19 protein-coding genes are annotated in these 22459 nt (G+C 72.4%); 9 read left to right on the top strand and 10 right to left on the bottom strand.

Annotated elements, in window-relative coordinates:
- The 3 genes from LO762_RS00565 to LO762_RS00555 form a co-directional block, all read right to left on the bottom strand.
- A complete protein-coding gene (locus tag LO762_RS00565) occupies positions 1–2172 on the bottom strand; it encodes a SpoIIE family protein phosphatase (RefSeq protein ID WP_230611300.1) in 2172 nt (723 codons plus the stop codon).
- Positions 2173–2250: 78 nt separating this feature from the next.
- Positions 2251–2952, bottom strand: a complete 702-nt coding sequence (locus LO762_RS00560) for a metal-dependent transcriptional regulator (RefSeq protein WP_255684329.1) — start codon at positions 2950–2952, stop codon at positions 2251–2253.
- Between the two features lie 93 nt (positions 2953–3045).
- Positions 3046–4146: a citrate synthase 2 gene (locus tag LO762_RS00555; protein ID WP_230611296.1), complete on the bottom strand. Its 1101-nt coding sequence runs from the start codon at positions 4144–4146 to the stop codon at positions 3046–3048.
- Positions 4147–4274: 128 nt separating this feature from the next.
- Here LO762_RS00555 and pdxH point away from each other — a divergent pair, with 128 nt between their 5' ends.
- The 5 genes from pdxH to LO762_RS00530 all read left to right on the top strand — a co-directional run bounded on the left by pdxH (position 4275) and on the right by LO762_RS00530 (position 10251).
- Positions 4275–4928: a pyridoxamine 5'-phosphate oxidase gene (gene pdxH, locus LO762_RS00550; RefSeq protein ID WP_230611293.1), complete on the top strand. Its 654-nt coding sequence runs from the start codon at positions 4275–4277 to the stop codon at positions 4926–4928.
- Positions 4925–6190 carry an MFS transporter gene (locus LO762_RS00545; RefSeq protein ID WP_230611291.1) on the top strand — a complete coding sequence of 422 codons (1266 nt, stop codon included), beginning with the start codon at positions 4925–4927 and terminating at the stop codon, positions 6188–6190. The genes pdxH and LO762_RS00545 overlap by 4 nt, the downstream gene beginning before the upstream one ends.
- Before the next feature lies 1 nt (position 6191).
- On the top strand, positions 6192–7304 hold the full coding sequence (serC, locus tag LO762_RS00540) for a phosphoserine transaminase (RefSeq protein ID WP_230611282.1): 1113 nt from the start codon (positions 6192–6194) through the stop codon (positions 7302–7304).
- A 136-nt stretch (positions 7305–7440) separates the two neighbouring features.
- Entirely contained in the window at positions 7441–8388 is a 948-nt protein-coding gene (locus LO762_RS00535; protein WP_230611280.1) for a hypothetical protein, read from the top strand.
- Positions 8389–8412: 24 nt separating this feature from the next.
- Positions 8413–10251, top strand: a complete 1839-nt coding sequence (locus LO762_RS00530; protein ID WP_230611277.1) for a hypothetical protein — start codon at positions 8413–8415, stop codon at positions 10249–10251.
- Here the strand turns inward: LO762_RS00530 and thpR are convergent.
- From thpR to LO762_RS00505, 5 genes are all read right to left on the bottom strand, one after another.
- On the bottom strand, positions 10248–10817 hold the full coding sequence (gene thpR / locus LO762_RS00525) for an RNA 2',3'-cyclic phosphodiesterase (RefSeq protein ID WP_230611274.1): 570 nt from the start codon (positions 10815–10817) through the stop codon (positions 10248–10250). The genes LO762_RS00530 and thpR overlap by 4 nt on opposite strands.
- Positions 10818–10857: 40 nt before the next feature.
- Complete coding sequence (locus LO762_RS00520) at positions 10858–12399, bottom strand: TerD family protein (RefSeq protein WP_230611271.1); 1542 nt, start codon at positions 12397–12399, stop codon at positions 10858–10860.
- A gap of 4 nt (positions 12400–12403) precedes the next feature.
- Positions 12404–12976 (bottom strand): TerD family protein, encoded by a 573-nt coding sequence (locus LO762_RS00515; protein ID WP_230611269.1) that lies wholly within the window; start codon positions 12974–12976, stop codon positions 12404–12406.
- A 67-nt stretch (positions 12977–13043) separates the two neighbouring features.
- Complete coding sequence (locus tag LO762_RS00510; protein ID WP_230611266.1) at positions 13044–14309, bottom strand: MFS transporter; 1266 nt, start codon at positions 14307–14309, stop codon at positions 13044–13046.
- Positions 14306–14770: a MarR family winged helix-turn-helix transcriptional regulator gene (locus LO762_RS00505; protein ID WP_230611261.1), complete on the bottom strand. Its 465-nt coding sequence runs from the start codon at positions 14768–14770 to the stop codon at positions 14306–14308. The genes LO762_RS00510 and LO762_RS00505 overlap by 4 nt, the downstream gene beginning before the upstream one ends.
- Positions 14771–14873: 103 nt before the next feature.
- On the opposite strand from LO762_RS00505, the gene LO762_RS00500 reads away from it, so the two are divergent.
- A complete protein-coding gene (locus tag LO762_RS00500; RefSeq protein WP_230611258.1) occupies positions 14874–15140 on the top strand; it encodes a DUF2530 domain-containing protein in 267 nt (88 codons plus the stop codon).
- 27 nt (positions 15141–15167) lie between these two features.
- Here LO762_RS00500 and LO762_RS00495 read toward each other — a convergent pair whose 3' ends face one another.
- Both LO762_RS00495 and LO762_RS33285 read right to left on the bottom strand, forming a co-directional pair.
- Positions 15168–19043 carry a hypothetical protein gene (locus tag LO762_RS00495; RefSeq protein WP_230611255.1) on the bottom strand — a complete coding sequence of 1292 codons (3876 nt, stop codon included), beginning with the start codon at positions 19041–19043 and terminating at the stop codon, positions 15168–15170.
- A 6-nt stretch (positions 19044–19049) separates the two neighbouring features.
- On the bottom strand, positions 19050–20549 hold the full coding sequence (locus tag LO762_RS33285) for a DUF3027 domain-containing protein (protein WP_308103161.1): 1500 nt from the start codon (positions 20547–20549) through the stop codon (positions 19050–19052).
- A gap of 126 nt (positions 20550–20675) precedes the next feature.
- Between LO762_RS33285 and LO762_RS00485 the strand changes: the two genes are divergently transcribed.
- The 3 genes from LO762_RS00485 (at position 20676) to LO762_RS00475 (ending at position 22419) form a co-directional block, all read left to right on the top strand.
- Positions 20676–21308: an HAD family hydrolase gene (locus LO762_RS00485; RefSeq protein ID WP_230611253.1), complete on the top strand. Its 633-nt coding sequence runs from the start codon at positions 20676–20678 to the stop codon at positions 21306–21308.
- A 76-nt stretch (positions 21309–21384) separates the two neighbouring features.
- Entirely contained in the window at positions 21385–21780 is a 396-nt protein-coding gene (locus LO762_RS33025) for a cold-shock protein (RefSeq protein WP_308103160.1), read from the top strand.
- Positions 21781–21813: 33 nt separating this feature from the next.
- Positions 21814–22419: a TetR/AcrR family transcriptional regulator gene (locus tag LO762_RS00475; RefSeq protein ID WP_230611250.1), complete on the top strand. Its 606-nt coding sequence runs from the start codon at positions 21814–21816 to the stop codon at positions 22417–22419.
- The last annotated feature ends 40 nt before the right edge of the window (positions 22420–22459 follow it).

Raw genomic sequence — 22459 nt, 5'->3', positions numbered from 1 at the left:
TCAGTCGAGGGGCAGTTCGAACCAGACGGCCTTGCCGCTGGGCGTGGGCCGCGAGCCCCAGCGGGCGGCGATCTGGTCGACGAGGTAGAGGCCGCGCCCGCCCTCGTCCGTCTCGCCCGCGTTGCGGATGCGCGGCAGCCGGAGGTCCGGGTCGAAGACCTCGACCCACAGGGCGCGCGCGCCCTTGCGCAGCCGGAGCCGGAACTCGGGCTTCACCGGCTCGGGACGGCCCAGGCCGCCGCCGAGATCCCAGTCGTCCTCGTCGAAGGACAGTTCGGGCGCGCCGACCAGCGCGCGCTTCTGCGCCGGGACGTTGGTGGCGTGCAGCACGACGTTGGTGACGATCTCGGAGACGAGCAGGCAGGCCGTCTCGGCGTCGTCCTCGGAAAGGCCCCAGGCGGTGAACGTCTCGGACGCCAGGCGGCGCGCCTCGGACACCATGATCGGCTCGCTCGGGAAGGTGCGCTCGCGGACGGCGAGTTCCTCGGGCGCGGTCCGGATGACGACGAGGGCGATGTCGTCGTCTATCTCGCCGGGCACCGCGGAGAACACGGCGTGCGCCACCGCCTCGACCCCGTGCGCGGAGGCCGTCCCGACGGCGCCGCGGACCAACGCGCGGGACTCGTCGTCGCTGTGCAGGCTGCCGTCCGGCTTGGGCCGCCGCTCGACGAGGCCGTCGGTGTACAGGACGAGGGTGCTTCCGGGGGCCAGCACGACGGTCTCCTCCTCGAAGACCGCGTCGCCGCCCATGCCCGCCGAGCGCATGCCGAGCAGCGCGCCCGTCGAGCGGCTGAAATCCAGGTCGCCGACGGCGTCGCCCACAACGAGCAGCGGCGGGTGGTGGCCCGCGTTCGCCCAGGTCAGCTCGCGCGACCACGCGTCGTAGACGAAGTAGCTACAGGACACCAGCGGCGGGCGCGGCGCGTCGGGGCGGACCATGCCGCGCGTCCACTCGTCCAGTTTGCGCATGATGTCGGCCGGGGACTTGTCGTCCTGCGCGAACGCGCGCAGCGCCGCCCGGAGCTGCCCCATGACGGCGGCGGCCCGCGCGCCCCTGCCCTCGACGTCGCCGATGACGATGCCGACGCGGCCCGCCGACAGCGGGATCACGTCGTACCAGTCGCCGCCGACCTGGGTCTGTATGCCCTGGCCGTGCGCCTCCAGCGGACGGGCGGGCTCGTACCTCCAGGCGATCTGGAGGCCGTCGAGATCAGGCGGGCGCTCACCCGGCAGCAGTTGCCGCTGGAACGCCAGCGCCGTCTCCCGCTCCTCCTCGAAGAGCATCGCGTTGTCTATCGACAGCGCCACCCGCGAGGCGATCGCGCCGACCAGCGCCCTGTCGAACTCGTCGTAGTGGGGGTCGGGTCTACGGCCCAGGTTGGACAGGGCCAGGCTCATCACCCCCAACACCTCGCCGCGCGCCACGAGCGGCGCGGCGATCACCGAGGTGACGCCGAACTCGCCGCCCGGCTGCGCCGACTCCACCAGCACCGCGTCGCGGCGGCGGATCGCCTTGGCCGCGTGGTGCTCGGGCGGGTAGTCGACCTGCTCGCCGGCCTCGGCCCAGGTGCCGGGCGGCGGCGCCCAGCCGCGGGTGTGCTCGGCGACCCGGCGGACCAGCTTGTCGGCCGTCACGAGGTCGATGAAGAGGTGGTCGGCGAACTGCGGGACGAGGGTCGCGGCGACCGCCCGGAGCGTCACGTCGAGCTCCAGGGACGCGGCCAGACGGGTGCCGACGCGGTCGAGGAGGCCGTAGCGGTCCTGTTCGCGCTGGTTGCTGCGCAGCGCCTCGCGGGCGAAGATCGCCACCCCGTCGATCGAGCCGGACGGGTGCCGCAGCGGGACGGCCTGCGCCCGCGTGTACACCGGCGTGCCGTCGTCGCGCAGGTTGCAGAACGTGCCCTCCCAGACGCCGCCCTTGAGGACGTGCCGCGCCAGGTCGAGCGCCTGGTCGTGGTCCTCCTCGGCGATGCCCAGCGAGAGCACGCTCTGCCCGATGAACTCGTCGCCGCCGAAGCCGAACAGCTTCCTGGCGAACGCGTTGAACGAGATGACGTTGCTGAAGCGGTCGGTGACGATGACCGCCATCTCCATCTGGTTGAACACCGTCTCCGGCGGCAGTTCCGCGTCGAAGGCGTGATCCTCGCCTTCCGCGTCCCCCCACTGGCTCATCCGCTCACCTCCGGCGCCCATTCAACGATGAACACCGGACCCGTCGCGGAGAAACCACGGAGATCGTCGGCCAAGATGTCAGAGCTTCGCGACGAAGACGTGCTCGGCGATACGCCGTGGCAGCTCTGTCTCAGGACCGTCCCCGGAGTCGTCACAGATAACTCGCACACCATCGTCGTCGCCTACCGCGAGCGTCACCTCGCGTCCGGGTTGTATCCCGATCTGCTTGAGTTTAAGCATTTGGTCGTGATCGCCCTGGACCTGTTCGCCGATCCTGCGGATCACGGCGGCCTGTCCGTCGCGCGTGGCGGCGGTCGTCATCGCCGTGAGCGGCTCCACCGCGGTGGCCGCGGTGCCGCCCAACTCCTCAAGACCGGGGATCGGGTTGCCGTGCGGGCACGTCGTCGGGTTGTCCAGCAGGGCGACCAGACGGGCCTCCACCTGCTCGGACATCACGTGCTCCCAGCGGCACGCCTCGGCGTGCACGTCCTCCCAAGGCAGGCCGATCACGTTGACCAGCAGGCACTCGGCGAGGCGGTGCTTGCGCATCACACGGACGGCGAGCTCGCGGCCGGATTCGGTCAGCACAAGATGCCGGTCGCCCTCGACGCGCAACAGCCCGTCGCGCTCCATCCGGGCCACCGTCTGGCTCACCGTCGGACCGCTCTGCGACAGCCGCTCGGCGATCCGGGCCCGCAGCGGGACGATGCCTTCTTCCTCAAGCTCGAACACCGTGCGGAGATACATCTCCGTGGTGTCGATCAGTCCGTGTGAGCTCAAGGTCCCTCCACTCTCCAGGTCGCAGTCTACTTCTCGACCACCCTCCAGATGCCCGAGTCTCCGGGCTTTGTTCAGCGTTTTCGGGGTACCGGGTTATTCCGTGTCGCCGGAGTGGCCCGCCACGTCACGGATCGGACGGTTTCCGGGCCCGACGTACCGGGCGCTGGGCCGCACCAGCCGACCCGTCCGCTTCTGCTCCAGGATGTGCGCCGCCCACCCGGCCGTCCGGCCGCAGGTGAACATCGCGGGCATCATCGCGGTGGGCACCTCGGCGAAGTCGAGGACCACCGCCGCCCAGAACTCCACGTTCGTCTCGATCGCCCGGTCGGGACGGCGCTCGCGCAGCTCCGCCAGGGCGGCGTCCTCCAGCGCCTTGGCCGCCTCGTAGCGGGACGCGCCCAGCTCCCGGGCCGTCCGGCGCAGCACCCTCGCCCTGGGGTCCTCGGCCCGGTAGACCCGGTGGCCGAAGCCCATGAGGCGGTCGCCGCTGTCCAGAATCCCGGCGACGACCTTGCGCGCGTCGCCCAACTGCTCGACCTTCTCGATCATCGGGAGCACCCGGGCGGGCGCGCCGCCGTGCAGCGGCCCCGACATCGCGCCGACCGCCCCGGAGACGGCCGCCGCGACGTCCGCGCCGGTGGAGGCGATCACCCGCGCGGTGAACGTCGAGGCGTTCAGGCCGTGCTCGGCGGCCGACACCCAGTAGGCGTCGATGGCCCTGACGTGGGCCGGGTCGGGCTCGCCGCGCCAGCGGACCATGAACTGCCCGGTGACGCCCTCGGCGGCGTCCACGAGGCGCTGGGGGACGGCGGGCAGGCCCAGGCCCCGGGCGCTCTGCGCGGCGAACGACAGCGCCTGCGCGGAGACCCTCGCCAGGTCGGCGCGCGCCTCCGCGTCCGAGACGTCCAGCAGGGGCCGCATGCCGTAGAGCGGCGCGAGAGTGGGCAGCGACGCCTGGACGTCCACCCGCACATCGCCCGAGCGGACGGGAAGCAGGTGCGGTTCGGCGGGCGCGAGGCCGGGATCGAAGGAGTCGTCCACCAGCAGGCCCCACACCTTGCCGAAGGAGACCTTCCCGACGAGATCCTCGATGTCCACGCCCCGGTAGCGGAGCGCGCCGCCTTCCTTGTCCGGCTCGGCGATCTCCGTCTCGAACGCCACGACCCCTTCGAGGCCCGGCTTGAAGTCACTCATGCGGCCTTCCCTTCCGGGGGCACGGCGCTCCCCGCGATCGGTGTCCGGCCATTGAACCCCGGCCCGTCACCGTCCAGTACCCCCCGCGCTCCCGGCGCGCCGACTCCGGGATGAGAGGCTTGACGACCGTGGATCGTTCTCTCGCGGACCCCGCCCATCTCAGGATCTCCTACGACATGGGAGAGCTCGCCGAAGAATCCGCGCCCGCCGAGCCGTTCGCGCTGTTCACCGGCTGGTTCGCGGACGCGGTGAGCGCGGGCCTGCCCGAGCCCAACGCGATGGTGCTCGCGACCGCCTCCGCCGACGGGGAGCCGCGCGCCAGGACCGTCCTGCTCAAAGGCTTCAAGTCCGATGGTTTCCGGTTCTTCACGAATCACACATCGCGCAAGGGCACCGATCTTGACGAGAACCCGCAGGCGAGCCTCCTGTTCCCATGGCATCCCCTGCACCGTCAGGTGATCGTCGGAGGGCTGTGCACCAGGCTGCCCGCCGAGGAGTCCGCCGAGTACTTCAGGTCGCGCCCTTACGGCTCGCAACTGGGCGCGTGGGCCTCCCGGCAGTCCGAGGTGATCGCCGACCGGGCCGCGCTGGAGAATCGGTTCGCCGAATTGTCGGCGCGCTGGCCGGAAGCGGACGGGGTGCCCGTGCCGGGGTTCTGGGGCGGTTACCTCGTGGTGCCCCGGTACGTCGAGTTCTGGCAGGGCCGTCCCGACCGGCTGCACGACAGGCTGCGCTACACCCGCGCGGGCGAGGGCTGGCGGCGGGAGCGCCTGGCCCCGTGAGCGGTCGCCTCTTCCTGGACACCCGCCCCCTACGCGACCCCGCCTATCGGCGCCTGTGGATCGGGCACGGCGTGTCGTTCGTCGGCTTCCAGGTGACGGCCGTGGCGGTGCCCGTCCAGGTCTGGCGGCTCACCGAGTCGTCCTTCTGGGTCGGCGCGCTCAGCGTGGTGACGCTGGCGCCGCTGATCGTCTTCGGGCTGTGGGGCGGCGCGGTCGCCGACCACATGGACCGGCGGCGCCTGCTCCTGTGGTCCTCGGCCCTGACGTGGGCCGCCACCCTCGCGCTGCTCCTCCAGGCCGTGCTGGGGCTCGGCCAGCTGTGGATCATCATGGTCATCACCGCGCTCCAGGCCACGGGGTTCGCCGTGTCGTCGCCGACCCGCGGCGCGATCATCCCCCGGCTGTTCAAGCCCGCGGACATCCCGGCGGCCAACACGCTCACCTACACGTTCACGCAGGCGGCGATCCTGGGCGGGCCGCTCCTGGCGGGCGTGATCCTCGCGGTCGGCTCCTACGCGTGGGCTTACGCGGTGGACGCCGTGCTCTTCACCGTCATGCTGTGGGCCGCCTTCCGGCTGCCGCCCATCCCGCCGCACGGCGAGGCCGCCCTGGGGACGCCAGGACTGCGCTCCGTCCTTGACGGCCTGCGTTTCCTGTGGACGCAGCCCGTCCTGCTGCTCTCGTTCGTCGTGGACATCATCGCGATGGGCGTCGCCATGCCTCGGGCGCTCTTCCCCGAACTGGCCGAGACCCGGTTCGGCGACACGCCCGACGGCGGATTCGCGGTCGGCTGGCTCTACGCGGCCATCGGGATCGGGGCGGTGCTCGGCGGGCTGTTCTCCGGCTGGATCGGCCGGGTCCGCCGTCAGGGGCTCGCGCTCATCGTCTCGATCGTCCTGTGGGGGCTCGCGGTGGCCGTCGCGGGGCTCCAGCACTCGCTGTGGCTCGCGGTCCTCCTGCTGGCTCTGGGGGGCGCGGCGGACCTCGTCTCGGCCGTCTTCCGGCAGACGATCCTGCAGACCTACGCGCCCGACGAGATGCGCGGCCGCGTCCAGGGGATCTTCACCGTCGTCGTCGCGGGCGGGCCCCGGCTCGGCGACCTGCGGGCCGGGCTGATGGCCGTGGCGTTCGGCGCGGGCGTGTCGTGGGTCGTGGGCGGGCTCGCCTGCGCGGTGCTGGTCGTGGTCGTCGGCGCGGCCTTCCCGGCCCTGGCCAGGTACCGCGCGCCGGACACCGAGCAGGAGTCACGTAGGCTGTCCTGACGTGAGCGACATCGTCATCCCCGCTGAGATCAAGCCCGCCGACGGCCGATTCGGCTGCGGCCCGTCCAAGGTACGGCCCGAGCAGCTCAAGGCGCTGTACGAGTCCGGCAGCACCTACTTCGGCACCTCGCACCGGCAGAAGCCGGTCAAGTCGCTGTTCGGCCGGATCCGCTCCGGCCTGACCGACCTGTTCCAGCTTCCCGACGGCTACGAGGTGCTCCTCAGCAACGGCGGCACCACCGCCTTCTGGGACACCGCCGCGTTCGGCCTGGTCCGGGCCAAGTCGCAGCACCTGTCGTTCGGCGAGTTCTCGTCCAAGTTCGGCAAGGTCGTCTCCGGCGCGCCGTGGCTGGACGAGCCCACCGTGATCTCGTCCGAGCCGGGCACCCACCCGCAGGCGCGTCCCGAAGAGGGCGTGGACGTCTACGCGCTCACCCACAACGAGACCTCCACCGGCGTCGCGATGCCGATCAGGCGGGTCGTGGACGACGAGTCGCTGGTCCTGGTGGACGCCACCTCCGGCGCGGGCGGCCTGCCCGTGGACGTCGCCGAGACCGACGTCTACTACTTCGCCCCGCAGAAGTGCTTCGCGGCCGACGGCGGCCTCTGGGTCGCGCTCGTCTCGCCCAAGGCGCTCGCCCGGATCGACGAGATCGCCGCGACCGGCCGGTACATCCCCGAGTTCTTCAACCTGAAGACCGTCGTGGACAACTCCTCCAAGGACCAGACCTACAACACCCCGGCCGTGGGCACCGCGCTGCTCTTCGCCGAGCAGATCGAGTGGATGAACGCCAACGGCGGCCTCGCCTGGACCACGTCCCGGACCGCCGACTCCGCGCAGCGGCTGTACGGCTGGGCCGAGAAGTCCGAGGTCGCGACCCCGTTCGTCACCGACCCGGCGCAGCGCTCCCAGGTCGTCGGCACCATCGACTTCGCCGAGGGCGTGGACGCCGCCGCGATCGCCAAGACGCTGCGGGCCAACGGCATCGTGGACACCGAGCCGTACCGGAAGCTGGGCAAGAACCAGCTCCGGGTCGGCATGTTCCCGGCCATCGACCCCGCTGACGTCGAGGCGCTGACGGCCTGCGTCGACTACGTGCTGGAGCGCCTGTAACCGCTTCGGGAAGCCCCCGTCCGGGGCATCCCGGGACCGGCCGTAGGCTCAGTGCCGTGTACCGCCCGACTCGCTGGCTCCTGCCGACCATCCTCGCCCTGCTCGTCCTGGCGGTGGTGCTGGGTACGTTGCTGCGGTGAGCCCTTTCACGTCAGTCCTGCTCGCCGCCGCTCTCCCCCTGGGGAGCGGCGGCGATCCGCAGGTGGCGTTCAGCTTCCAGGACGCCAGGATCACCGAGTCGTCCGGCCTGGCCGCCTCACAGCGGCATCCGGGGATCGTGTACACCCACAACGACTCGGGCGGCCTCGCCCAGGTGTTCGCGGTGGAGATCGCCACCGGGCGGACCAAGGCGGTGCTCACCCTTGACGGGATCACCGCGCGCGACTGGGAGGGCATGGCCCTGGGCCGTGACGAACAGGGCAGGCCCGCCCTGTTCCTCGGTGACATCGGCGACAACCTGCGCGGCGCCTGGCCGCACGTCGCCGTCTTCCGCATCCCTGAACCCGCCCGCCTACGCGACGCCACCCTCCCCGTGACGGCCTTCCGCTTCACCTACGAGGACGGCCCCCGAGACGCCGAGTCCCTCCTGATCGACCCGCGCGACAACCGCCTCTACATCGCCTCCAAGCAGCTCGGAAGCGGCACCCTGTACCGGGCGCCCAAGAAGCTCAGCACGTCGGCCAAGAACGTCCTGCGCCCTGTCGGGCCCGCCCACTCGTTCGCGACGGACGGCGCGTTCTCCCCGGACGGCAGCACGTTCGTCATCAGGGGGTACGGCTCGGCCACCCTCTACAAGGCCCCCGGAGAGCGGATCGACAGGATCTCGCTGCCCAACCAGGAACAAGGCGAGGGGATCACCTACACGGCCGACGGGAAGGCCCTCCTGATCAGCTCGGAGGGCGCCGACCGCAAGGTGTGGCGGGTTCCCCTTCCCGACGACGCGCTCCCCCAACCGTCCCCGGCGGAGACCGCGGAGAACGCCTCGGGGGATTCGGACACAACAGGAACTAATAAGGGCGTCGGATTGTTCGTCCTAGCGGGCGTCCTGCTGGCCGCGGTGGTCTTCGGGCGCAGACGAAAGTGAGTGGAGCGTGTCACTATTCCTCCTGTGGACCACGAGCTCGTCGGCCTGAGGGCCGAGGGCCGTCGCCCGCCCGGCGGCGCGCCCTTCGCCCTGCTCGCCTTCGCCGTCGCACTCATCCCGCTCAGGCCGTCCTGGCTGTGGGCGGCCCTCGTGCTCGGCTTCGCGGCCCTGCCCCTGCTCATGCCGGGCCCGCGCCCCGGGCCCCGCTGGCGGCTGTCCGCGGCCGGACTCGAACTCCTCGACCGTGACGGGCGCGTCGCCCAGTCCTACGCGCCCGGACGCGTCCAGGAGCTGTCGATCAGCGCGGACGAGCAGGTGCTCACCGTGCACCACAAGTTCGGCACCACCCAGCTCGGCACGCTGCCCGAGATGGGGTTCGAGCCGCACGCGTTCTTTGTGACCGCGCGGCGGCTCGGCATCCCCATCCGGGTCGTGGACTCCGACTTCGCTCCCGACCTCGATGAGGAACAGGACTACCTGGACGTCGAGGCCGCGTTGATGTCAGCCGTGGTGGAGCCTTCGACGCCGTCCGGCGAACCCGTCAAGCTCGCCTCCCAGGGCGACGGACCGGCCCGGCTGCGCGCCGCCCTGCTCGGCGGCACCGCCGTCACGCTCGCCTGGCTCATGGTCGTCGTCTCGGCCGTCCAGGGGCTTGAGACGATGTCCGCGCGGTTCGGCGCGGGGCTGTGGGCGCTCGGCGGGGCACTGGCCGCGCTCGGCGTCCGGCGGCGGCTGCGGCGGACGGCGCCCGTCACCTGGGCGATCTCCGCCGACGGCGTGCAGGACGTGCCCGCGGCGTCCATCGGGGCGCTGCTGCTCGGGCCGGGACCCGAACTGAACCCCCTGACGGGCGAGCCTGAGTACGCGCCGCTTACGGCCGTCGTGTTCGACCACCGGCTACGGGTCGTCGCCCAACTGCACGCGCGCGGCGTCGACGAGTTCCAGCTCGCGCACACCCTGGACGAGCACGGGTACCGGGTCGTCTCGACCGCGCCCGCCGCGCCCCGGCCGTCCGAGTACGGGCTCGACGGGCTGCCGGAGATCTTCTCCCAGGTGCCCGGCGGGCGGCTCGTCGTCGGCGAGGACGGCCTCGGCTGGGCCGACATGGCGGGCGACGTCATGCTGAAGATGCCCGCCGACCGGATCGGCGTGGTCGAACTGCTCACCGTCGACGGGCACGCCTGGCTGCGGGTCTACGACACCGAGGGTGAGGAGTTCCTCGCGGCGCCGCTCAAGGCGCTCCGGATCGCCCGTACCGATCTGCGGGAGAAGGCGCGGGCCGTCGGCCTGCCTGTCACCGACGCGGAGTATGACGCTTATCTCAGCGCCGCCTTCCACGGCGCCGTCTCCACCCTCGCCGCAGAGGACCCGGCGCCGCTCCCGACCCCCGAGGGCGGGCCTGGCGCGCTCCTGGACGCCACGCCGCGCGCCCGCCTGTGGGCGTACGGGGTGACGGCCGCCGTGACGCTCCTGGTCACCGTGACGGTCGCCTGGGTGTTCCTCGGGTTCAGCCCCGTCATGGCCTGGTCGGTGCCGCTCGGGCTGCTCATCGGGTTCGTCGGCGCCTGGTTCTACGACCGGAACCGTTCCCAGCTGCGCGTCTCCGTGCACGGCATCGCCTCGGTGACCAGGCTCGGCCGGACCGACTGGAGCCTGCGCCGGGAGACCGTCGGCGGCGTCGGCATCGACCACTCCGGCGAGGGTGTGCCCCGCCTCGTCGTCTGGTCGCCCGGCGGCCGCGTCCTGCGCCGCGTCTCCTTCGCCCCCGACCTCGCCGAACTCCGCCGCGCCTGCGAACAGTACGGCCTCCCCTGGGGCCCCCCCGACTCCGCCGGCTCCGCCGCCCCACCCCCCGAGATCTAGCCTTCGCCGTCCGGTGGGGCGGTGAGGGGGAAGGTGTGGAGGGGGGTGGTTCCGGGGTGGGGGAAGTGGCTGTGGACGAGGGTGAAGGCGGCCGTCGTCCAGGGGGTGCCGGTGAGGGGGTGGAGGAGGGCGGCGGGGGTGGTGAGGTCGCCGGGGGTGCGGGTGCGGGCGAGCGTCAGGTGGGGCTGGAAGGGGCGGTCGGGCGTCGGGAGGCCCAGGCGGGACCCGGCGTCGGCGCAGGCTCCGGCGAGGGACGTGAGGGGGGCCAGGTCGCCGTGCAGGCCCGTCCACAGGACGCGGGGGTTGCGGGCGGGGAAGGAGCCGGAGCCGGTGAAGGCGAGGCGTAGAGGCGGGGTGTCGGAGGCGGCTTCGGCAAGGAGGGCCGGTAGGGCGGCGGCCGCCTCGTCCGGGACGTCGCCGTAGAAGGCGAGCGTCAGGTGCCAGGAGGCGCGGGCCGTCCAGCGCGGGCCGGGGTGGGCCGCCCGGACGGGACGCAGGGCGGCGTCCAGCTCGGCGAGCGCGGCGTCCGGCGGACGGAGCGCGGCGTACAGGCGCGTCGGAAGCACCTCCCCCGAGGCGGGTGCGGCGCCCGGCCGACCCGGAAGGTCAGCCGAGCACCTTGGCGTGCGTGTTCAGGACGTGGGTGAGCAGCGCGGGCGGACGGTCGAGGGCCGCGTCCGGGAGGAGATCGGGGGTGAGGGTCCAGGTGCCGCCGACCCACGGGTCGCTCAACGTGCCCTCGTCCGACGGCAGCGTGTTGCCCGCCATCTTGATCCGCATCGCGCGCACCGACTCGCCCGTCGGCGTCTCCGTCTCCACACAGATCACCGGGACGGCCAGCGGCGGCCCCTCCTTCGCCAGCCGCATCAGCCTGTCGCCGTACTCGTCCAGCGCCGCGCCGACGTCGAAGACGACAACGAGCCGCACCGGCGGCGTGCCGCCGAGCAACTGGTCCTCCTCACCGCTGATCGCGCGCAGATCCACCAGGTCGAGCAGCCTGTCGAGACGCTGCCCCGCCTGCGGGCCCGACGCGACACCGCCGCCGCACAGGAAGTCCAGCACCGGCCGCGGCAGCCCGTTGATCCAGCCCGCGCCGGACAGGCCCGTCGGGTCGATCACGTCGAGCGCGACCGCGCCCGGCGGCACCGCGGCGAGGAACCGGGTGACGAGCGACCAAGCGAACGCCACCGAATCGCGCGGCACCACGCCCCGGTTCAGCCACACCGGCCTGCCGAACGGCACCCGCAGGATCAGCGGGATACGCGGCGTGGACACCTCGTCGGCGTCCAGGTGGCCGAGCAGCATGCCCTGCCCGACCTTCTCCGGCGGCTGCCACGTCAGCCAGGACGGCCCGGCGAACGGCGCGACCTCCGCGCCCACCACACCCTCGTGCGCGGCGAGCTCGCCCGCCAACTGCGCCATGTCGGTGGTGAGCCGCTCCAGACTCGCGTCCATCAGCTGCTGCGCCCTGCCGCGCGGCGCCCTGCCCGTCACCTCCTCGTCGCGGACGGCCAGGGCGTGCTCCAGCGAACCCCGGTAGGAATCCAGGGAACGGCTCGCGTCCTCCCAGACCATCCAGGCCCGATCCACGTAAGGCAGCGACGTGCCTGGCGCGGCGGGCTCGCTCGGCGGCGGCGGCACCGGATCGGGCGCCACCCGCGGCGGGCGCGGCGGGCGCGGCCCCGGATCGTCCACCTCGACGCCGTGGTCCACCAGCAGCGCCGCGAGACCGCCCGCGTAGCCCTGGCCCACCGCCCGCACCTTCCAGGCGTCCTGGCGGCGGTACAGCTCCAGCGCGACCACGGCCGTCTCCTCGGCGAGCCCCGCCATGGCGAACGTGTGCTCCTCGACCAGCACCGTCGGCGGCGGGACCGTCGCGAACGGCGCGGCGTCGGCAAGGCTCATCGCGACGAGCACCGCGTGCACGTCGCCGGGCAGCGCGGCCAGATCGATCTCCAGCGCCTCCTGGCTCCAGCGCACGCCGGACGCGACCGGGGCGTTGTAGAACACCAGGTCGTCGTCCGACCGCACCCGGAGATCCCGGCCGACCAGCAGCGCGCTCAGGTCGACCGGGCGCGCACAAGTGTGGGTGACGGTGACCCTTGTGGCGCGCAGGGGGGCGTTGGCCCCGCGGACGAGGGCGGTCACCGCGTCAGGCGTGGGCGGCGATCGCCGGGAGCATGTCCTGGAAGGTGCGGCCCTGGCTTGGTTCGCCGATCGCGCCGAGCTTCCACTCCTGGCCGTGCCGGTACAGGCGGGCCATCACCATGCCGGTGTGGGCGCCGCCGCCGGTGAGCGTGTAGCGGGCCAGCTCGGCCTGGGTCGTCTCGTCCACCAGGCGGCAGAAGGCGTTCTCCACCTGGTTGAACGTCTGGCCCTGGAAGGAGCTCACCACGAACACGAGCGCCGTCACGTGCACCGGGACGCGCGACAGGTCGACGATGATCGACTCGTCGTCGCCGTCGCCCGCGCCGGTCAGGTTGTCGCCGGTGTGCCGGATCGAGCCGTCGCGGCTCGTCAGCTGGCCGAAGTACACGACGTCGGCGACCTGTTGGTCGGCGAAGACCACGACCGACGCGTCGAGGTCGATGTCCTGCTCACGCGAGCCGAAGAAGCCCTTCTTCTTCACCGCGTCCCAGCCCAGGCCCATCCGGACCAGCGTCAGCCCGCCCCCTCCCGGCTTGCTCAGCGAGATCCGCTGGCCCTTCTGCAAGGAAACCGTCACAGCTTTCTTTCCCCTCGGTTGGTCGGCGGCCGCGTGCACGGGTGCGGCACCCATGGCCCGCCGGTGGTCATCCGGCTTTGAGCCTATGCGTTCCCGCCGACACTTTCCCAGCGGTATCCCGCCTTCCCGCCGTTTCCCGGCGCGCACCGAGCGTGATGACGGCCAGCGCGGCGACGGTCGCGACGGCGCCGCCGAAGATGATCGAGACGCGTCCGCCGAACACCTCGGCGAGCCACCCGACGAACGGCGCTGTGATCGGGTTCACACCCATGAACACGAACATGTACAGGCCCATCACGCGCCCACGCATCTCCGGTATGACGCCGAGTTGCATCGTGGCGTTCGCGGCGGTCGTGAAGGTCATGAGGAGCATCCCGGTCGGCACGAGCATCAGGAGGAACAGCGGCCACGTGGGCATGACGCCGACCAGGATCGCCGAAAGCCCGAACAGCAGTACCGAGCCGTACAGGAGACGGTTCGTGGGGGCGACCCTCCGGGCGGCCAGCAGCGCGCCCGTCACAGAGCCGACGGCCATCGCGGTGCTGGCCAGGCCGAACTGGGACGCGCCCTTGCCGAAGTCCTCGGTGGCGACGAGCGCCGTGGTGATCTGGAAGTTCATCGCGAACCCGGCGACCAGCGCGATCGTGCCGAGGATCAGCATCAAGTCCGGCCGGTTCCGGACATAGCGCAGGCCCTCGCGTAGCTGGCCCTTCTGCCGTGGGACGGGCGGAAGGGTGCGCAGTTCGCTTTCACGCATCCGCCACAGCCCGAACAGGACGGCGCCGAAGGACGCGAAGTTCACCAGGAAGACGGGCCCGGTGCCGATCAGCGCGATGAGCACACCCGCGACGGCGGGCCCGACGACGCGCGCGCCGTTGAAGGTCGCGCTGTTCAGGGCGATCGCGTTGGGCAGGTCCTCTTTGCCGACCAGTTCGCTGACGAACGCCTGCCTGGCCGGGTTGTCGAACACCGTGGCCATGCCCAGGGCGAACGCCAGAAGGTAGACGTGCCAGACCTGGGCGAGGCCCGTGACGTCAAGGAGGCCCAGCGCGAGCGCGGGCAAGGCGAGGCCCAACTGGGTGACGGCGAGCAGCTTCCGCTTGGAGTAGCGGTCGGCTATGACGCCGCCCCACAGCCCGAAAAGCAGCATCGGGAGGAACTGGAGCGCCGTGGTGATGCCCAGGGCCGTCCCGCTGCCATGGGTGAGCTGGAGGACGAGCCAGTCCTGGGCGATCCGCTGCATCCAGGTGCCCGTGTTGGAGATCACCTGGCCGGACATGAAGAGCCGGTAGTTCCGGTTGCGCAGGCTGCGGAACATCCCGGCGCGTCTCACATCCGGCTCAGCCGCTCCAGGATCGGCGCCGCCCGCTCCAGCGCCGCCCGCTCCTCGGCCGTCAACTCGGCGAGCCGCTGGGCCAGCCACGCCTCCTTCAGCCGTCGATGCTCGACGAGCAAGGACCGTCCGGAGTCGGTGAGCGCGAGCACCACCTGGCGTCCGTCGGTCGGATGCGCGCGCCTGGCGACGAGCCCGGCGGCCTCCAGGGACGCGACGGTCCGCGTCATCGAAGGCGGCTTCACGTGCTCGTGCCCGGCCAGCTCGCGCGGCGTCATCTCGGTGTGCTTGTCCAGCGTCACCAGCGCCGAGAGCTGGGTGACCGACAGGCCGCTCCTGGCCTGCCTGCGCAGCCGCCGGGACAGCCGGGCCACCGAGATCCGCAGCTCCGCCGCCAGCTCGGACACCACCGACGGCTCCGCTCTGGCGACCGGCTCTGGGGTCGTCTTCTTCTGTTCCATCGTCAAAGTCGCTAGCGAGAGTCATTACTCTTGCTAACGATACCCCCCTTCTCGGACATTCCCCCGGACGGGCCGCTGATCGTCTCCCGGATAGTCTGGCCGCATGGCCCGTCCTCACCTGCCGCAACCTGAGCCGATCGAGACGAACAACGTCAGGGTCGCCGCCGTCGGTACGGCAGCGTGGGTCGTCGCCTTCGTCGTGCTCCTCGCCGTCGGCCTCCCCGAGGACGCCCACTGGTGGCTGTGGGTGTGCGTCACGGGCACCGTCATCGGCGTGTTCGCCTGCCTGTACCTGCCGCGCTTCGAACGCAAACGCGAACCGCACGCCGACGTCCCCGACGACGGCTCGGAGGCCCCTGGACGGCCGTGATCTCGCGCCTGGCGGCCTGCGGGCCCGTCAGCCGAGGTCGGCTTCGGCCAGCAGCGCCCCGGCGTCCCCGGGGGACGTGAGCAGCGCGGCGAGCAACAGCCTGTCGTCCCAGCGGCCCATCTCCCAGGCCAGGGCGCGGGCCAGGCCGTCAGGGGTCGCCGCGTGCGGGGCGCCGTCGTACCACCAGGCGACCTCACGGCCGTCCACCCTCAGCGCGTCGTGATGGAGGTAGGTTTCCGGGGCCTCCGGGAAAAGCGCCCTGACATGTTCGGGAACCTCCCGCTCGACGCCCTCGGAGACGACCTCGCCCGGGATCTCCTCCGACGCGACGGCCAGGTCGAGGAGGTCGGCCAGGGTGGCGGCCCGCTCCAGCGGAAGCAGGATGAGCGGCTGGCCTTCCAGGAGCGGCAGCGCGTAAGGGACGTCGACGACTATCGCGTCCTCGGCCGGGACGACCTCCGGCACGCCCCCGGACAGCGCCCTGACCCGCGCGGGCGGTGTCGCCCCCGACGTCCCCGCCAGCCACGCCCACAGCGCGCGCAACTGCTGCCGGGTGACGGGCAGGGCCGGATCGGCCAGCCGGTCAAGCAACTCGTCCGGCGGCACGTCGCCCAGGGACGCCCGGACGCCCAGGGCACGGCCGAACCCGGCGTCCAGGCCCTCGGGAGCGGGCTCGTACAGGCCGTCCAGCAAGGGGTCGGAATCGTGGGTGCGGCGCGGGCCTCCGAGCACCTCGTGTTCGGCGAGCCACCACGCCGTGTACGACGGGGCGGTACGGCCGTCCATAAAGCGGACCGGCTCGATCACCGCGTCACGGTAGGGCGGCTCGGACAGGAGGGTGAGAGCGGCGTCCCAGTCTTCGACGAGTTCCAGATCACGGACGGCCACGAGTTCGGGGATGTGGCCCGAAGGCAGATCCCAGTCTTCGACGCCGTCCAGGTCGAGATCCTCGGGGTCGGCGTCCTCGGCGCGCAGGAGGGCGAAACCTCGCAACACGCCTACGGCGGCCAGCGCGTCTTCCCCGTACTCGTCGATCAGCTCGGGGGCGACCACGCCGAACGGGGAGTCCTCGCCCACGATCCGGCGGAGCGGCGCGTCGGGGAACATGAGTTCGCCCGCCGGGTACAGCTCGCCGTCGTCGGCCGGTAGGGCCAGCTCCGCCAGCCACGGCTCGCCCGGCGTCACCAGGCCGCGCGCCAGGGACAGCACGGCGTCGGCGACGGCCTCCGGATCCTCGGCGTCCAGGGAGCCCTCGACCGCGCCGCGAACCGCAGGGTCGTTGAGCACCTGACGCGGGCCCGCCTCCAGCGCACCCAGGCGCACCAGTAGCGGATGCTCGGCCTGCGGATGCACCACGCGCAGTCCCAGAACCTCAAGATGCTCCGGGGGCGGCAGATCACGGCCCAGCAGGACGCCCTTCGGGCCACGGACCAGCCTGCCGTCGGCGAGCGGCACCGGCAGCGCGCCCAGCTCACCCGTGTCGGCCGACGCGAGCGCCGTGTAGATCTCCCGCCACCACGACGGCTCACGCTCCACCGACGCGAGCGCGTCGGCGACGTCCGCGAGGCCCATCCGGCGCACGCCGAGCGCGCGCAGGCCCCGGTGGCCCGCGTTCCAGCCGGGCGGCAGCAGGCCCGGGACGACGCCCGTCAGCGCCTCCACGACCGGCTGGGGCGCGTCCAGGGCGACGGCGTCGCGGGCGCGGACCCTGAGGTTCTGGTCCTCGGCCAGGGGCAGCAGCGGACGTTCGGGCAGCAGGTCGAGGACGGCCGCGCGGATCGCGCCGTCCACCGCCGACGCGCCGACCGGGCCGGGCACGAGGTCGAGCGCCTCCGGGCCGGGCGCGCCCGCCACCAGGTCGGCGTACGCCTCGGCCGTCCTGGCGACGAGGAAGTCGGTGAGCGTTCCCGGCTGGACGTGTCTGCGGTCGGGGGCCAGCGGGAAGCTGGCGATGAGCAGGGCGGGCAGGTCGAGGCGCTCGGCGCTGGGGGTCGGCGCGTACAGCACGCCGGGGCCCTCCGGCGGGCCGTCGAGGGGGCCGCGCGGCTCCGCCCTGACCGCCCAGCGCACCGACCAGAACGGCCTTGCGCGCTCCTCGGTGGGCCGGTCGGCGAGCAGGTCGGCGGGGATCCTGCCGTGCCGCTCGACCGTGCGCCACTCGGTGACGGCCGAACCCTCCCCGCCCGTCTCGGCGACCACCACAAGCCCGTCGCCCGCGTCCGACGACTGGAGCACCCTGCTCCGCCCGTCCACCGTGATCGTCACCATGGCCAGCGCGGGCAGCCCCAGCAGCAGCTCCGGCCCGAACGCCTCAAGCTCGGCCCGCAACTGCTCCTCCGCCGCCGCGTCCCTGAGCGGCAACGTCACCTGCGTCGTATACCCCTCAGGCGGCAGCGCCGACGACGCGAACGGCAACCGCAACACCGGCACATGCCCCCCACGCCGTTTCACCTCCCCCGCCAACCCAGGCACCACCTCCACCAACTGCAACGTCTCCACCGCCGACCAACTCACCGCCCCCGTAACCGAAGCGATCACCGGCCGATCCGTAACCCCCACCACCGCCGCAAACCCCACCCCAAACCTCCCCACAAACCCCGTCTCCCCACCTTCCACCTCTCCCCCACCACTCCACCCCCCGGCCGTTTCCGACATCACGCGCCCCTCGGAGGACCCGGTGACGGACAGACCCTCGCCAGCCCCAGCACCACTGAACGCGCCGGTGGTCGGCGTGCCAGGCGTTTCCGACGTCGCAAGCGAGGATTCAGCAGGCGCACCACCCAGGGCCACGCCGCCAGGCTGAACACCGGAGGTTTCCGACGTTGCAGAACCCTCGGGGGATCCGGCGACGGACGGACCCTCGCCAGCCCCGGCACCGCCGAGCGCGCCGGTAGTCGGCGTGCCAGGCGTGCCGGGCATTGCCGGGGGCGATCCAGCGGGCGCGCCACCCCGGGCCGCGCCGCCGGGCTGAACGCCGGACGTTTCCGGCGTCGCGGAACCCTCGGGGAATTCAGTGACGGACGAACCCTCGCCAGCCCCGGCACCGCCAAGCGCGCCGGTGGTCGGCGTGCCGAGCGTTTCCGACGTCGCAAGCGAGGGCTCAGCAGGCGCGCCACCCCCGGCCACGCCGCCGGGCTGAACACCGGAGGTTTCCGGCGTCGCGGAACCCTCGGGGGATCCGGTGACGGACGGACCCTCGCCAGCCTCAGCGCCGCTGAGCGCGCCGGTAGTCGGCGTGCCGGGCGTTTCCGACGTCGCAAGCGAGGGCTCAGCGGGCGCGCCACCCCGGGCCCCACTGCCGGGCTCCACGCCGGATGTTTCCGGTGTTTCGGAGAGGTCGGGAGATTCGGTGGTGGGCCCGCTTGTGGCGGCTTCGGGGCTGGCATTGGTGCTGGTGGTCGGGGTGCCGGGGGTTTCCGGTGTTGCGGGGAGGGGTTCGGCGGCTTCGGGGCTGGTGATGGTGCTGGTGGTCGGCGGGGTGGGAGTTTGTGGGGGTGTCGGGGCGGCGGGGTCGGCGGGTGCGGTGTTGAGGGTGATGCCGGGGGTGGGGAGGGTGGGGGTTTTGGTGGAGGTGCGGAGGGTGGAGAGGGATTCGACGGCTTCGGGGGTGAGGGGGGCGCCGGTGTTGGCGGCGGTGAGGACGCCGGCGGAGAGCGAGAGGTGGAGTTCGCCGGGGACGCCCGCGCGGGCGGCGGCGTCGGCGGCGTTCTGGGCGAGTTCGATGAGGACGCGGTCGCGGTAGCCGCCGAGCGCGTGGTCCTCCTCGCTGTTCGCGTCCTCGCGGAACCGGGCGGGCGACGCGGCCCACGCCGCGAGCACCCGCTCCCTGATCCGCGCGGTCCCGAACGGGTCCAGCGGATCGTTCGCCGCCCCGCCCGTGGCCCCGCTCAGCCCGTCACCCATCACCCGTCAACCACCCTCGCCCAACCCGGCCCCTTCTTCTCCCCCACCAGCCCCTTCCCCCTCAACCACAACTTCCACCCCAACCCCTTCTTCCCCACCAACACCCTCAGCACCATCCTCAACCTGAACCCCAGCATCGTCATCCGACCCCACGGCCCCCAGCTCAACACCACCCTCAGCCCGCACCTCACCCCCCTCGGGCACCTCCCCAGCGCCCTCAGCAACCCCGGCAACCCCGACGTCCCCGGCCGACACCTCGACACCCTCGGCGACCCCGGCAGCATCCGGCCCGGCCACGCCCTCGGCAGCGTCCGGCCTGGCGACGCCCTCGGCCGACACCTGCGGCGCGGCAGCCTGCACCGACGCCTCGGCAACCTCGGCAACGCCCTGCTCGACGCCGTCAATCTGCGCCTGCGACCCGGCGGGCCCGGACGGCTCGTCCCCACCGTCGGCGAAGTCCGCCTCGACGGCGATCTCAACCGCCTGCGGGCTGGCGGGCCCGGACGGCTCGTCCCCGTCGTCGGCGAAGTCCGCTTCGGCGGCGTTCTCGACCGCCTGCGACGCGGCGGCGCTGGCCGACCCTTCGGTGTCCTCAGTGAGATCCGGCTCGGCGGGCTGCTCGGCTGCCTGTGAGGCGGCGGGCTGTTCGGGGCCGTCGGTGGCCTCCGCGTCGTCGGCATCGGCGACGCGATCGGCCTGGGCCGGTGCCTCGGTGGCCGGGGAGGTGTGGGGGGTGGTGGTGAAGGGGTCGATGGTGAGGTCGTCGAGGATGAGGGGTGGGGGGTCGGACTGGGCGGGGGCCTTGACGGCTTCGGAGTGGCCGCCGCAGCCGTGGTCGGCGGCGACGACACGGCCGTCGTCGGGGACGTAGGCGTTGGCGCAGACGCCGAACAGGAGGCGGAGCTCGCCGGACAGCGGGATGAAGAAGCCGCAGGTGCTGCACTGGGCCGGGGCGGCGGCGGCGATGGGGGCGCGCGGGCCCGCCGTGCCGTCGTACCAGCGTTCGGCGGCCTGGGCGCGGCCCTCGACCGACAGCACCCGGGCGCGGCCGAGGCCGAGTTCCCACTGGGCCTCGACGTCGGCGTCCACGTCGTCGGTCTCGGTGAAGCCGGGGGCGAGGCGCACGTCGTCCTCGGCCGTCGGCAGCAGATCGCCGGGGCCCATGTCGCCGGGGCGCAGCCGCTCCAGCCACGGCACCCACGGCGGCGGCAGGATCGCCTCGTCGCCCGGCACGAGCGCCGTCTCCGAGATCGTGACGTTCTTGGCGCGGGACGCCCGAGTCACCGTGATGGCCCAGCGCCAGCCCCGGTAGCCGGCGTCCCTACATGCGAAGTAGTGCGTGACCACGCGGTCGCCCTCGACCGCCCAGCCGAGGTGATCTCCCACCTCGGACGGCCGCGCCGTCTCCCTCGCCGCCTGTAGGGCCAGCTCGACGGCCTGCACACAGGCCGTGTCGGCGGCCGGGGTCCGGCTGCGGCGGGATGCGGCGGGGCGGAGTGAGGTCACCCCCTGATTGTCGCCCATCCCGGAGCATGACCGTGCACGCGCCCGCCCCCGCCGCCCTCCGCGCCGCCGGACGCGGCCCCCCAATGCCGCCCATGACGGGCACGTCGGCCGCCTATGCTGACGCCCATGATGGTGGGATTCGACCTGGACATGACGCTCGCGGACACCCGCCGCGGCATCGGCGCCGTCTATGCCGCTCTGTCCGCCGAGACCGGCGTGTTCATCGACGTCCCGCTCGTCACGTCACGGCTCGGCCCGCCGCTGGAGGCGGAGCTGGCGCACTGGTTCCCGGCCGAGCGCGTCCCTGAGATGGTGGTGCGGTTCCGCGCCCTGTACCCGGACCTCGCGATCCCCGCGACGGACCCGATGGCGGGCGCGGCGGAGGCCGTCCAGGCGGTGCGGGACGGCGGCGACAGGGTCATCGTCGTCACCGCGAAGAACAGGCCGCACGCGGAGGCGACGCTCCGCCATCTGGGCCTCGAAGTGGATCTCCTCGTCGGCGGCCTGTGGTCGGCGGCGAAGGGCGAGGCGCTGCGCGAGCACGGCGCGCACACCTATGTCGGCGACCACACCGGCGACGTGGACGCGGCCCGCGCGGCGGGGGCGTTCAGCCTCGCCGTGGCGACGGGTCCGTTCACCGCCGAGGCGCTCGCGGCTTACGGCGCGGACCATGTCCTGGGGGATCTGACTACCTTCCCTTCATGGTTCTCCGCCCGGGGGACGGGCAAGGGCACGGGTAGGGGAACGTTCGCCCTATAAGGAGTATCGCCTTAATCCCTTAAGGCATTAGCCTTGTAGATCCCATGCACCCGCAGCCAAGACACAGAGGTCAACCGTGCCCAGTGGCAAGGTCAAGTGGTACGACTCCGACAAGGGTTTCGGTTTTCTCACCCGCGACGACGGCGGTGAGGTATTCGTCCATTCTTCGGCGCTGCCGAGCGGAACGACGTCGCTGAAGCAGGGTCAGCGGGTGGAGTTCGGCGTGGTCGAGGGTCGGCGCGGGCAGCAGGCCCTGTCGGTGCGCGTGCTTGACTCGCCCCCGTCGGTGGAGAAGACCATCGCCAAGGCCAAGCGCAAGAAGCCGGACGACATGGTGAACATCACCGAGGATCTGATCAAACTCCTCGACCACGTCTCGGAGACCTACCGGCGCGGCAAGCACCCCTCCAGCACCGAGTCCCGCAAGATCGCAACCGTACTGCGCGCAGTAGCCGACGACATCGACGCCTGACCTGCCCTAGGCTTCTGGGGGAGGATTCAGAGAATGAGCACATCGACGCGCGAGCGGATCGTGGCCGAGGCGCTGCGCCTGTTCGCCGAGCGCGGTTACGCGGCGACGTCGGTCGCCGAGATCGAGGCCGCGGCGGGCCTTTCGCCGGGGGCGGGCGGCCTGTACCGGCATTTCCCGTCCAAGCAGGAGGTGTTGGCGGCCGCCGTCCGCGAGCACATCGAACGTACCCGCGAGCAGGTGGTGACGGTGCTCGCGGAGTCCGAACAGTACAAGGACAAACCGCTGGAACTGCGGCTGCGCATGACGTGTGTGGCGGGTCTGCAGAAGATGCGTGAGGAGAAGGAGCTCGTCAGGGTCCTTTTCCGCGACCTCGATCAGTTCCCGCATCTTGTCGCCGACATGCGTGACGGTGTCGTCAACCCCCTGTACCAGGGCATCGCCCAGTGGATCTCGACCCAGCCCGAGTTCGCGGGCGTGGACGAGGACTGGGAGGCGATCGCGGCGATCCTCGGCGGTTCGGTGGTGAACTACTGGCTGGCGAACGAGTCACTGTACGAGGCTCCGATCAAGACCGACGAGCGGCGGTTCACGACGGCGTGGGCGCGGCTGGCCCTGGGCCTGCTGCCCACCCGGGACTGACCCGGCGCGGCGGGCGGACACCACGGACGCGGCGGACGTG

Origin of the sequence: Actinocorallia sp. API 0066 (assembly GCF_020991275.1) — a bacterium.
GTDB lineage: Bacteria > Actinomycetota > Actinomycetes > Streptosporangiales > Streptosporangiaceae > Actinocorallia.
The sequence above is the reverse complement of the archived record's forward strand: the minus strand, read 5'-3'. Positions and strand labels throughout refer to the sequence as shown.

What these genes read in the sequence shown, in the direction of transcription:
- LO762_RS00565 (WP_230611300.1), bottom strand. Translation starts at nt 2,172, where the DNA reads ATGAGCCAGTGGGGGGACGCGGAAGGCGAGGATCACGCCTTCGACGCG.
- LO762_RS00555 (WP_230611296.1), bottom strand. Translation starts at nt 4,146, where the DNA reads ATGAGTGACTTCAAGCCGGGCCTCGAAGGGGTCGTGGCGTTCGAGACG.
- LO762_RS00505 (WP_230611261.1), bottom strand. Translation starts at nt 14,770, where the DNA reads ATGGAACAGAAGAAGACGACCCCAGAGCCGGTCGCCAGAGCGGAGCCG.
- LO762_RS00500 (WP_230611258.1), top strand. Translation starts at nt 14,874, where the DNA reads ATGGCCCGTCCTCACCTGCCGCAACCTGAGCCGATCGAGACGAACAAC.
- LO762_RS00495 (WP_230611255.1), bottom strand. Translation starts at nt 19,043, where the DNA reads ATGGGTGACGGGCTGAGCGGGGCCACGGGCGGGGCGGCGAACGATCCG.
- LO762_RS00485 (WP_230611253.1), top strand. Translation starts at nt 20,676, where the DNA reads ATGATGGTGGGATTCGACCTGGACATGACGCTCGCGGACACCCGCCGC.
- LO762_RS00475 (WP_230611250.1), top strand. Translation starts at nt 21,814, where the DNA reads ATGAGCACATCGACGCGCGAGCGGATCGTGGCCGAGGCGCTGCGCCTG.